Below are 12979 nucleotides of genomic sequence, written 5' to 3'. Positions count from 1 at the left end.
ATGGACGGGCATTTTATAGATGTTATAATTCCAATTCCTATTGAAAATGCGTTCACATACCGCATAACCGAGGCGGAATCTAAATTTATAGTACCAGGTGTTCGGGTTTCTGTACCTTTCGGAAAAACAAAAATATATACAGGGATTGTTTTAAAAGTACACAACCAAGCGCCTTTGGTTTACGAGGCAAAAGATATTCATCAAATTTTAGACGAATCACCGCTAGTAACACCGCAGCAATTTAAATTGTGGCATTGGATAGCCAGCTACTATATGTGCACGCTTGGCGATGTTATGCGGGCTGCACTTCCGGGGGCTTTTATTTTGGACAGCGAAACCATTATTTCTAAAAATTCGCGTTCGGAATTGCAAGCTGATGCCCTTCAAGACGATGAGTTTTTGGTGTTCGAAGCCCTAAAACAACAAACCTCGCTCACCATTCAAGATATTAGTGGTATTGTAGATAAAAAAAATGTGTTACCACTCATTAAACGCCTACTAGAAAAGGACGTTATTTCGGTTCATGAAGAAATTTATGATAAGTATACGCCCAAATTGGTTAAGTATGTTAAGCTACAAAGTAATTTTAGCACGCCCAATGCGTTACAAGCGCTTTTAGAAGATTTACACAGAGCGCCTAAACAACGCGAGGTAGTAATGACGCTGTTTTCATTAGCCGCAAAAACTAAAAAACCCATTCCGGTATCCCAATTAACTACCGCTAGTAACAGCTCCACAGCTACCGTAAAAGCGCTTATTGATAAAAATATTCTTGAAGAATACGTTATTCAAATAGATAGAATTCAGCATGATGCTGTAGAAACCGAAAACTCCAAGCATTTAAATAAACCCCAACAAGAAGCATTAAACGCAGTACAAGAAGCGTTTAAACAGCAAGATGTTGTTTTGTTGCACGGTGTAACGGCATCCGGTAAAACAGAAATATTTGTAAAGCTTATAGAACAGGCTTTAAAACAAGGGAAACAGGTGTTGTATCTGCTACCTGAAATTGCACTTACCACACAACTAGTTTCCCGCTTACAAAATTACTTTGGCGAACAGGTGGCGGTGTATCATTCCAAATATTCTGGAAATGAGAGGGTAGAGGTGTGGCACCATGTGTTACAAAATGCTGCAAAAGCGCAGGTTATACTTGGCGCACGTTCGGCTGTGTTATTACCTTTTCACAACTTGGGTTTAATAATTGTAGATGAGGAGCACGAACAGTCTTACAAGCAGTTTGATCCAGCGCCACGTTATCACGCTAGGGATACAGCCATTGTTTTGGCTCAAATTTTTAAAACGAAAACGCTTTTAGGGTCTGCTACCCCTAGTTTGGAAAGCTTCTACAACGCCCAACAAAACAAATATGGTCTTGTAACCTTGGCAACGCGTTTTAACGATGTCATGATGCCAGAAATTGAGCTAGTAGATTTAAAAGATAAGTACAAGCGTAAACGCATGAAGGGGCATTTTAGCGATAGACTCCTGGAGGAAATTACCGAAACATTAGAAAATGGGCATCAAGTTATACTATTTCAAAATAGGCGTGGCTACGCACCAATAATAGAATGCCAAACTTGCGGCCATTCGCCGCAATGTCCTAGTTGCGATGTTAGTTTAACCTATCATCAGTATCGCGATCAGTTGCGCTGTCATTATTGCGGCTATTACAGTGTTATGGTTAAAACATGTAATGCCTGTGGTAGTGTGGATTTGGACAATAAGGGTTTTGGTACCGAGCAGGTAGAAAAAGAAGTCTGTATGTTGTTTCCAGAAGCCAAAGTGGCCCGCATGGATTTGGACACCACGCGTGGTAAATATGGCTACGAAAAAATAATTAGCACGTTTGAAAACCAGGAAGTAGACATTTTGGTAGGGACTCAAATGTTAACAAAAGGGCTAGACTTTAGAAATGTCATGTTAGTAGGGGTTATGAATGCAGATAATATGCTTAATTTTCCTGATTTCAGAGCTCATGAACGTAGTTTTCAATTGCTTTTACAGGTTTCCGGTAGGGCTGGCAGAACCGATAAACGCGGCAAGGTTTTAATTCAAACTTATAATCCATATCATAATATTTTGCAGCAAGTGTCTACCAACAACTTTTTGCAAATGTATAAGGAGCAAATGGACGATCGGTTTAATTTTAAATATCCGCCTGTGTACCGACTAATTAAAATTACCTTAAAACACCGGGATTTTAATAAGGTTAATACGGGAGCCGATTGGTTTGCCAAATCTTTAAAACAAACGTTTGGCAGCTATGTATTGGGGCCAGAATTTCCACCAGTATCCAGGATTAGAAATCAGTATCATAAAAATATTATGGTTAAAATTCCACAAAAACAGTCGCTTGCCAAAACAAAAAAAGCCATAAATAAAATAAATACAAGTTTTGCTAGTGTAAAGGATTTCAGACCTATTCGTGTGGTTATTAATGTAGATAATTATTAATAGCGCATGTAAACAGGTTCATAGATAAAAAAAATCCCGATTTTATAATCGGGATTTTTTTAAATGTTGTTTAAAGCATCAACAAGCTGTGTTTTTTTATTTCTACTTAAGGGTATTTCGTAAGCACCAACTTCTACGTTTTTACTGTTAAAGCGGTCCACTTTGTCTAAATTAACGATATACGATTTGTGAATGCGCAGGAATTTGCCTTCAGGAAGTTCTTTTTCAAAAGCTTTCATGGTAGATAAAACCACAAGACTGGTATCTTCGGTAACTAACTTAACATAATCGCCTAGGGCTTCAATCCATTTAATATCTTTAATATAGACTTTACGTTTTTTCAGGTTGCTTTTAACAAAAATATGTTCCCCTTCGGTTTCATTAAAGTCTAACTTCAGTTTGTGCTGTTCTACAGCTTTGGCCACAGCTGTATTAAATCGTTCTTTTGTAATAGGCTTGTGTAAATAATCCGTAGCATCGTAATTAAACGCTTTAAAGGCATATTCTGTTTTACCAGTTACAAAAATAATTTGAGGTTTGTTATTTAACACGTCTAGCAATTCAAAGCCATTTAAAACGGGCATTTCAATGTCTAAAAATATTAAATCTACCTTATGCGTGTTTAGGCCGTTTTTGGTTTCCAAGGCACTGCTGTATTCGGCAATTAAGTTTAAAGACGGATTGTTTTCTATTAACTTAACAATTGAAAGGCGTTGTATGGCGGAATCGTCAACTACTACACAGTTTAATGTCATAACAAATTATTTTATTCGGTTAAGATATCGACAATAGTACAAAAAATTCGGACAAAAACCAAAAAACATCGTTAAAACGTTTGCATTCACAAAAAATTAACAGGAAATTTATACGTTTGTAGGGCTGTTAATATACTTTCAAATAAAGTTGTAAGATAGAAAATAAATAATTAATTTTGCAGCCATTTTTAACATTAAAATAGATTTTTATGAATCATTATGAAACTGTTTTCATCTTAAATCCCGTTTTGTCTGAAGTACAGATAAAGGAAACAGTACAGAAGTACGAGGATTTTCTCGTTTCTAAAGGAGCCAAGATGATAGCGAAAGAAGATTGGGGCTTAAAAAAATTAGCTTACCCAATTCAAAACAAAAAAAGTGGTTTTTACCATTTATTTGAGTACCAAGTAGCTGGTGAGGTTATTGCACCTTTAGAAGTAGAGTTTAGACGCGACGAGCGTTTTATGCGTTACTTAACAGTAGCTTTAGATAAGCACGCAGTAGCTTGGGCAGAGAGAAGAAGAGTTAAACTTAAAGAAAAAGCCTAATTATGTCATCTATAGAGCAACAAGCAAAAGGAAAAAAAGACGGTGAAATTAGATATTTAACACCGTTAAATATAGACACAAGTAAAGCGAAAAAATATTGCCGTTTTAAAAAGTCTGGTATTAAGTATGTGGATTATAAAGATCCAGACTGGTTATTAGGTTTTGTTAATGAACAAGGCAAAATTTTACCAAGACGTTTAACAGGAACTTCTTTAAAATACCAAAGAAAAGTATCTGTAGCTATTAAAAGAGCGCGTCATTTAGCATTAATGCCATATGTGGCCGATTTATTAAAATAAAATACTCATAACAATGGAACTTATATTAAAACAAGACGTTGAAAATCTAGGATTTAAAGACGATATTGTAACTGTAAAGAATGGTTATGGGAGAAATTATTTAATTCCTCATGGCCATGCTATTTTAGCTACTACATCTGCTAAAAAAGTGCTTGCCGAAAATTTAAAGCAACGTGCTTTTAAAGAAAAGAAAGCTATAGACGATGCTACTAAAACGGCCAATGCACTAAAAGCTTTAAGTATTAAAATTACAGCTAAAGCAACAGAAGGTGCTTCTGCAGGCGATAAATTATTTGGCTCTGTAACAAAAGTCGATTTAGTAGAAGCTTTTGAGAAAGAAGGCCATACTATCGACAAGAAATATATTAGTATTACCGGTGGTAATATTAAGCGTCTAGGTCAGTACAATGCGGTTATTCGTTTACACCGAGAAGTAACTTTCGAATTACCATTCGAAGTTGTTGGTCAGGCGTAAAATAGCATTTTTTACCATATATTTAAAACCGTTTGGAGCCTTTCTAAACGGTTTTTTTAATTTAATTTCATCCAGCTATGATTCGATATTTACTAATAATTGGTACGTTTATTTTATGTTCTTGCCAGCACACCACCAAACAAAGCAGGCAGCAGCAAGCACCAAAGCTTGTTAACTCTACATTACTAGAAACCTTAAAATACCAGCCTCATGCTACACCAATTATTAGTGTGCATAGGGGCGGCGTAGGACTACCTAATTATCCTGAAAATTGTTTAGAAACCATGCAATATGTTCACGACAGTATTGTGGCTGTATTTGAAATTGATATTGCCAAAACGAAAGATAATGTGTTGGTTTTAATGCATGATAATAGCTTGGAACGCACCACTACAGGAACCGGAAAATTAGCCAATTACAACTACCAAGAATTACAAGCTTTTTATTTAAAAGATGATTTTGGGCAAATTACTAATTTTAAAATACCCACTTTTCAAGCGGTGCTAAAATGGGCCGTGGCCAATCAGGCCATTCTAACTGTAGATATTAAACGAGGCGTGGATGTAGCCCAAGTTATACATGCCATCCGGACACTAAAAGCCGAAAATAATAGTGTTATTATTACCTACGATGTGGCGCAATCTAAAAAGGCCCACCAACTGGCACCGGAGTTGTTGTTATCGGTATCAGCAAGAAATCAGCAAGAGTTGGATTGGCTTTTGGAATCAAATATTCCCACAAAAAATATGTTAGCCTTTACAGGCACGCGTTTATCGGATACCAGTTTGTATCGTAACATTCATACGCAGGGTATTAAAACCATGTTGGGTACACTCGGGAACCTGGATAAGCAAGCCGCAAGTAAAGGCGACTCCTTATATGTAACATGGCACAAAATGGGCATAGATATGTTTGCAACAGATAGGCCTTTTGAGGCAGCTAGCGCATTACAAATTCAAAAAAATAATTAAAAATAGAAACGTACAAAAGCAATGAAATACGCACGGTTAACTAAAGAACAGTTTGAATCCCTACACCAAGAGTTTATTAATTTTTTGGCCACTCAAACCATAACAGCTGCGGAGTGGGATGATATAAAGAAAAACAAACCCGAAGTAGCCGAACAGGAACTAGATGTATTTAGCGATTTAGTTTGGGAAGGTGTACTAAATAAAGTGGCCTATATTGAACATATTTCTCCACAACAAATGCACTTGTTTCATACAAACGAAACCAATATGCACGTAATAGCTGTAAAGCTTAATAACAACATCGATTTAACAACGAAAGAGGGTTTTAATTGGTTGCGCGAAAATTTAATGAACGATCAGGTTGAATTTTTACAGGCTCATAAAACCTATTCGGAGGATAAAAATTCCGATAAATTTCAACTCATACAACAAGGTGGCGTTATTACAAAAGGTGCCTTATATACCTATTTTAACAAGCTAATTAATTAGACTATTGGTATTGTTGAAATCCCAAAAAGGGTTTCAAATTATTCTGCTATTTTTGCAACATAGGTTGTAAAGTTTCTACCCAAAAAAGAACAATAGCAATGCAACACACATATAAAAACAACTATTAACTTTTAAAAATATACCAACTATTTGGTACTAAATATGGCACACAAACCAAGTATACCTAAAGGCACACGCGATTTTAATCCCGAGCAGGTAGCCAAACGAAATTATATTTTTGAAACCATCCAAGAAAGTTTTGAAACTTTCGGTTTTCAGCCTATTGAAACGCCAAGTTTTGAAAATTCTGAAACCCTTATGGGAAAGTATGGTGAAGAAGGCGATAGGTTAATATTTAAGATTTTAAATTCGGGCGATTTTTTAGCAAAAGTTAACAATACGCTTTATGCTTCTAAAGATTCCCAAAAAATAACAACTACTATTTCGGAAAAAGCCCTGCGTTACGACTTAACAGTTCCGTTTGCGCGCTATGTGGTACAACATCAAAACGATATCGAATTTCCTTTTAAACGCTACCAAATGCAACCCGTTTGGCGCGCAGACAGACCTCAAAAAGGGCGTTTTAGAGAATTTTATCAGTGCGATGCCGATGTGGTTGGTTCTACCTCATTATGGCAGGAAGTGGAGTTTATTCAATTATACGACCGGGTGTTTACAGCGCTTAAATTACCTGGGGTTACCATAAAAATAAACAACCGTAAATTGCTTTCTGGTATTGCTGAAATTATTGGTGCTAGCGATAAGTTAATAGACTTCACCGTAGCGCTAGATAAATTGGATAAAATTGGGCCAGAAAAGGTAAAAGCGGAAATGATTTCTAAAGGAATTTTGGAAACTAGCATCGCCAAATTACAGCCGCTATTTGAATTGTCTGGCGATTTTAACGCGCAAATAACGGCTTTAGAAAGTATTTTGGCACAATCGGAAATAGGCAAAGCGGGTATTGCAGAATTAACGTTTATTCACAAGGCGATTTCCGAATTAGAACTGGAAACGGCTGCTTTAAAATTGGATGTTACCCTGGCACGAGGATTAAATTATTACACAGGGGCTATTTTTGAAGTTGCTGCTCCAGAAGGCGTTCAAATGGGATCCATTGGTGGTGGTGGCCGCTACGATGATTTAACGGGTATTTTTGGATTAAAAAATATGAGTGGTGTGGGCATTAGTTTTGGATTGGATAGGATCTATTTGGTCCTGGAGGAATTAAACTTGTTTCCAGAAACAGTTAGTAAAACAATAGATGTTTTGTTTATTAATTTCGGCGATGCCGAAGCACTTTTTAGTTTAAAAGCCATCAAACAATTACGCTTACAAGGTATTTATGCCGAGTTGTATCCGGATGCTGCTAAAATGAAAAAGCAAATGAATCACGCCAATAAGCGAAACATTCCCTACGTAGTGCTAGTAGGAACCGAGGAGCTAACGCAAAACACCTTTACTTTAAAAAACATGAAATCTGGCGAACAAGAGAATCTATCCTTAAATTCCCTTATTCAGAAAGTAAAAGCATAAAAAGAGACGTTAGTCGTGCAGGTTTTTTCTGCATATCGTCTTAACTAAAAAGCCTTGAAGCATAAACTTCAAGGCTTTTTTTCAGGGATTTGTTTATTGGTTATTTTATAATCACTTTTTTACTTAACGTGCCATTATTAGCTGTGCGTAATTTTATAATATAAGCACCACTGGCTACTTTAGTTAATTTAATGTTATGGTAATGCGTTGTTTCTAAATCAGTTATTCTTAAAATGCGTTGTCCTAAAACAGACATGATTTCTAAAGTTTCTATAGCTAACAAGTTTGGATTGTTAATTATTAAACTTTCCGAGTTATTTGCATAATAAACTTGTAAGTTAGCTTGGTTTTCTGGCTCCGAAAGGTCTAATACCGCGCCATTGTTAAAGGTTACTTCAAATCGGTTCTCGTAATTGCCAGCAGTTACATAAATGGTATAAGCTCCGGCGGTCCGTAAATTGTGGTAAATACCTAAATCTTTATCATGTAAATAAATGGCTAAATTATCCGGAATGTATTCCAAACGGTCTAAACCAATGGTAATTTCACCGTTTTCACTGGTTTTTATTTGTAACGGCAATATGGTTTCGCTCAAAAAGGCATTTATACCTTGAATGGTGTATTTGTCGTTATTTATAAGCCAGGACATATCATCTACTTGTACTTCGTTTAGCGGCGCATCATAACCCCAATCGCTGTCTAGGGTAGCATTGGTATCGGCGGTTACTAAAAGCTGTCTGTGCAAGCTATTAACAGATTGGAAACCGAGTCTAATTTTCATGCGGGTATCCTCTGTTTCTTCTGGTGCCCAAGTTTGCCTAATAAAAATGGAGCTACTTGTGCCTTCTTTTACAAATCGGCGTTGGCCATTATTAAAGTTTAAATTACCATCTCTAACACCTGCTACAAAGAAACCTTGTCCTACAGGAATGTAACGGCCCGGTGTTTTGGTTGGCGTGCCGCCATTGTCGAAATACGGATTACTGGCACCAATAGAAACAGCCGGCGTGCCTCCAGAAAAATTATACGCTGCATAACCGCCTTGGTATTCTGCTAACACATGCGATCCGCCGCCCCAATGTTCCCAAAAGTAAAGGGTCCCACTAATAAGCATATCGTTGCCGGGGCCACCAGGCGTAGGACCATTATCGCGCATAAATTGTTGAGCATCCATGGCGGAGGCATAAGGATTACCAATTAAATATTCGTTTCCAGCATTTATAGGCAAACTAACAGGCCCATTGTTTGGTTTGCCATGAAACACATAGTTCTGCTCTTGGTGTATATTGCCCAAGGTGTTTGTAGCGCCCTTCATGGTAAAGCCTTCGCCTGCCAAAATAGTGCCTGTATTGCGCACATGCTGCCAAGACGGATAGTCGTCTGTTAAACGGTTATTAAACTTCCAAATCCAGTAATGGGCTATTTGTAAGTTGGTACCACTGCTAGAGCCATCGTAACCGTTTATATAGCTTATGTTTACCGGGTTAAGTGGGTTGGTCCCATCTTTCATTATATGATCGTTTAATGTAAAGCTGTAAGTATTATTTGAGGAAGTATCTGTTATTCCAACCGGCGAACTCCAATAGTTATAGGTGTACAAATCGCTGGTTCCTTGTTGGTCTTTTTCCAAAATACCATTGCTTCCTACAACTAAATCACTGTCTGTGGTTTGTATGAGTTGCGATTCGCCTTCTAAATCCAATTTTCCTGATAGCTGTAAGAAATGCGATACAGTAAGCCCAAAACCTATTTCCAAGATATTATTACCTAATACGGTTACGGTATTATTGGCAAGATGCAAGGCTAATAATTGCCTGTTACCATTGCTTGAAGCAGCCAATCCTGTGTTATCTATGCTTATGTTGTGGCGTGTTTCTACAATATTCCAATTAATTGTTTTGGTGGTATCAGCAATTGCATTACCTCCGGGAATGGTTTGTAAAGCCCCATTTTTCCAGGTGCTAGCTATGTTCCAGTTGGTATGATTATCGGAAATATAGGGTAATGGTGCCGTTTGTTTGGCAACCGTACGAAGCGTATTTAATGCGCCCATATGGCCGTTTCCAGAATGGTCTAGCGTATTGGTAAACAGGTACGAGCTCATGGGGTAGTAGCCAATTAAATTGCTCCATGGTACACTGGCAATATCATTTTTAGTGGGTGTCATGCTATTGGCTATAAAATACGAACCACCAACAAAACCAGAATTGTTTTCAATTTCTTGATTCATTATAAAGCGCATTTGTGCTTCGGTTAAGGCGGTATTCCAAACACGAACTTCGTCTATAAATCCTGTAAAATAAGCCTCTGGTGCCGCCGCGGCTGCCGCACCTAATAAAAAGACTTCGTTTGTAGTTGGCGGACTTTGTTTGGGCGCTTGGTTATCTAAAATACCATCAATATATAACTTGGCTTCGCCACTTTCATAAATAATGGCTAAATGGTGCCAAGTGCCAGCCGGAATAACCGTATTGGAGGTGATGCGCTGCAGCGTTCCTGAAGCCGCTTTCCAGGAAACTTCAAATCTTCCCATAGCATTTATTTTAAAATCGTAACCTTGGGAGTACGAGGCGTTGCGTTTGGATATAATGGAGCTGTTTAACGCGGTGGACGCTCTGTTAACCCAAGCCGACAAGGTAAAAGCACTTGCATTTAAATTGTAAGCCTTTGGCATTTTAATATAATCCGAACGGCCGTTAAAGTAAACCGAACGTTCGTATTGGCGTAGCGGTGCCCAACCAAAAGTAATGTACTTGGTGCCTGTAAAATCGTAATTTGTTTTTAATATGGGAGTACCCAATTCGTTAAAACCATCCGACATAAGGCGCACTTCGGCACCAGAACTAAAGTCTGGCGTGTCCGAAATAAACATGGCATATTGGCCATCTGTTGGATTCACTGTTCTAATAGCACTTCTTAAAATGGCAACTTCAACTTCTGGAATATTATGGGTGCCTGCAACGGTTTCCACAACCTGCCATGTTCTAGCAATACCCTGCATTTGCACACGGGTTCCTCCCGGAATTGTCGGGCTTAAATCCGCACTTAAGTCAATGTTTATAATGCGTGCCGCATTGTCCAAATCAACTCCATTATTACCCCACATTAAAAAGGATTTATCGCTTAACGCACTGCTATTGTTACTTGAGTTGGTATTAGAAATACTGCCAACCCCCATGGTTAGTACACCTTGACCGCGGGTAGCACCGTCCAATGCATTGTTTACGCTTCGCGATTGCTTTTGAAGCAGATTCGAGTCATCATCGCGGCCAATACCTGCTATATCGTAATTAAATGCCGTATCGTGGGCTTGGTTCCAAATTACTGTACCATCGCTACTTACATAATTTTGCGACACCCCGTTAGTACCTAATGTAATGCCGTATTTTATGGCTAAATACGATTGGATGCGGTTGCGTTCTTGCGTTAAATTGGCATCGTTTTTTCGGGAGGAATAGGTAATTATTTCGCACATACGCCCATTTAAGGAGGCTTCCCAGCCTTCACTGCGGCCAATCCAGAAACGCGAATTGTTTACATTTACAAAGGAAGCGATGTCATTTTGGCGGTATTCAATATCGGTGGCATTATAGTATAATTGCTGTCTGGTGCCGTTGCCATTGTTTCTAGCATTAATAATACCCACATTGTTATAGCTGGTATTTGGGCCATCTTGAACAGCGTAGCCATTGTTTGGAATGGAACTATTATAGGTATCTAAAGCAAACGATATGGTTTCGTTTGAAATTCTTCCGGTGTAATTGCCAAATCCAATTCCTGTAGCATCGGAGGCATTGGTTGTAATATCGGCATCGCCACAAAATACATCCATAAACCCAAAGGAATTGTTTAATTCGGTGTCATCTGGAATAAACACAACAAACATATCTTGGGTGTACAATCCGGAAGAACCCTCTAAAAATTGGGTGTTGGTATTGTCGTACGAGTAATCGGAGTCGGTACTTACAGTGGTAAATGAGTTTTCGAACTTGATAACAGGATTAAAATTAACATTTTCTTGGGGTGTATCTAAGTAGGTGGGCTCTTGTCCTGCTGTATGAACAGTTGCATTGGCGCCACGCCCTTGGTCCGCCCAAAGGGAAACACCATTACCGCTGCTATAACTTAATCCGCTATTAGATTTTAACCAAAGTGCCAAATCGTTAGTCACGCCACCAGGGCCCGAACTTAAGGCTAAAACGCCCGTACCTTGTATGATAAAATTAAACGGATTTTCGTTACTATCGTTGTTGTTTATAGAAACTGTGGCTGTTACCGTGCCTGCCACGGTAGGTGCAAAACGAATTACAAAGGAGCTACTACTGCCAGGGGCAATAACACTGCTGCTTGGTTGCGTTTGTACGGAAAATGCAGCATTTCCAGAAACAGATACTAAATTGGTGCCACCTGTTAAATTTAATGGTGCGTTTCCTGTATTATAAATGGTAAAGCTATGATCTAGATTAGTTCCTGTACTAATGGCACCAAAATCGGTATTATCGGTGGCACTAGGCGCTGTATCATTATCTGCAATACCAACACCGTTTCCAGAAACTTCTATTTCAGGCCCCAGTATACCCGTAATTTCAATATCATCGTATACATTCCATTCGTTGGTTCTGCTATTTCTTCCTACAAACCGGATAACGGCATTGTTAGGAAGGTTTATAAAAGCACTGTTTAAGGTAACGCTGAAACTTCTTTGGCTATCTAAATTGTCTGCGCCATAGCGGTAGACGCCAATTCGATACCAGTTAAGGCCATCAAAATATTCTAAATCAAAGCCGTCCGTACTTTCTAAATTGGAACTACTTAAGGTACAAAATGATATAGTTACTTCGGAATAAGCCGATAGGTTGTAAGCGGGCGAGGTAACCACCGAACTGTAGCTGTTGTAATAAGTATAAAGTGCGCCATAAGCCGTACAGCTGTTTGCATTAAAGTTGCGACCAGAATAATAGCCGCCATCTTGCCAACCTTCAAATCCAGTGCTAAACGTATGATAAGCAATGGTAGTTTGGGCTTGAATATGCTGTGTACTTATTAAACAGCCAAATAAACAAGAAATAAGGATATAGGTAGTTAATTGTTTCATGGGGTTTTGTATTAAATAAGTTTTATATAAAGCCAGCTGCTACAAAGCATGCGGCAGGGATAAAGGGCTCTATTTTATAAAATGGCTATAGTAAGGCCTTTAGTTTTTAAAAGCGATAGGTTATTTAAAAAGAGGGAATTTATGTTTACGGGCAATTACGTCTAAGTAAGTAAGTAAAGCAGTGAGGAAAGTAGAGTAGGTGCTACGGTGCTTATTTGTGAATTTGAAATAGGGACTAAACAATTCGGGAACCTGTTTTTTAAAAAATAGTAGCTTCAGGAACCGTTGAAAATACCTATTTTGAAGGGGCTTTTCAGATAAAATCGGGTGGTTTTTTGTGGGGATTTTTGGTAA

Annotated in this window: 9 protein-coding genes; 7 read left to right on the top strand and 2 right to left on the bottom strand. The window is 38.2% G+C overall.

The window, feature by feature from the left end; all coding sequences use genetic code 11:
- Nucleotides 1–2457, top strand: a complete 2457-nt coding sequence (priA, locus tag ACFSQP_RS04145) for a replication restart helicase PriA (protein WP_376892003.1) — start codon at nt 1–3, stop codon at nt 2455–2457.
- Nucleotides 2458–2516: 59 nt separating this feature from the next.
- On the opposite strand, the gene ACFSQP_RS04140 is transcribed toward priA, so the two are convergent.
- Nucleotides 2517–3212, bottom strand: a complete 696-nt coding sequence (locus ACFSQP_RS04140) for a LytR/AlgR family response regulator transcription factor (RefSeq protein WP_376892002.1) — start codon at nt 3210–3212, stop codon at nt 2517–2519.
- 209 nt (nt 3213–3421) lie between these two features.
- Here ACFSQP_RS04140 and rpsF point away from each other — a divergent pair, with 209 nt between their 5' ends.
- From rpsF to hisS, 6 genes are all read left to right on the top strand, one after another.
- Nucleotides 3422–3760 carry a 30S ribosomal protein S6 gene (rpsF, locus tag ACFSQP_RS04135; protein WP_376892000.1) on the top strand — a complete coding sequence of 113 codons (339 nt, stop codon included), beginning with the start codon at nt 3422–3424 and terminating at the stop codon, nt 3758–3760.
- Nucleotides 3760–4059: a 30S ribosomal protein S18 gene (rpsR, locus tag ACFSQP_RS04130; protein ID WP_376892119.1), complete on the top strand. Its 300-nt coding sequence runs from the start codon at nt 3760–3762 to the stop codon at nt 4057–4059. Before rpsF ends, rpsR begins: the two co-directional genes overlap by 1 nt.
- 13 nt (nt 4060–4072) lie before the next feature.
- Complete coding sequence (gene rplI / locus ACFSQP_RS04125; protein WP_376891998.1) at nt 4073–4534, top strand: 50S ribosomal protein L9; 462 nt, start codon at nt 4073–4075, stop codon at nt 4532–4534.
- A 77-nt stretch (nt 4535–4611) separates the two neighbouring features.
- Nucleotides 4612–5505 (top strand): glycerophosphodiester phosphodiesterase family protein, encoded by an 894-nt coding sequence (locus ACFSQP_RS04120; RefSeq protein WP_376891996.1) that lies wholly within the window; start codon nt 4612–4614, stop codon nt 5503–5505.
- 21 nt (nt 5506–5526) lie between these two features.
- Nucleotides 5527–5994, top strand: a complete 468-nt coding sequence (locus ACFSQP_RS04115; RefSeq protein WP_376891993.1) for a DUF6495 family protein — start codon at nt 5527–5529, stop codon at nt 5992–5994.
- 162 nt (nt 5995–6156) lie between these two features.
- Nucleotides 6157–7530: a histidine--tRNA ligase gene (hisS, locus tag ACFSQP_RS04110; RefSeq protein WP_376891991.1), complete on the top strand. Its 1374-nt coding sequence runs from the start codon at nt 6157–6159 to the stop codon at nt 7528–7530.
- A gap of 100 nt (nt 7531–7630) precedes the next feature.
- Here the strand turns inward: hisS and ACFSQP_RS04105 are convergent, their stop codons facing one another.
- Nucleotides 7631–12625, bottom strand: coding sequence for a LamG-like jellyroll fold domain-containing protein (locus ACFSQP_RS04105; protein ID WP_376891990.1), 4995 nt, complete (start codon nt 12623–12625; stop codon nt 7631–7633).
- Between the last annotated feature and the right edge of the window lie 354 nt (nt 12626–12979).

Source organism: Bizionia sediminis, assembly GCF_042684585.1.
Lineage (GTDB): Bacteria > Bacteroidota > Bacteroidia > Flavobacteriales > Flavobacteriaceae > Algorimicrobium > Algorimicrobium sediminis.
The sequence above is the reverse complement of the archived record's forward strand: the minus strand, read 5'-3'. Positions and strand labels throughout refer to the sequence as shown.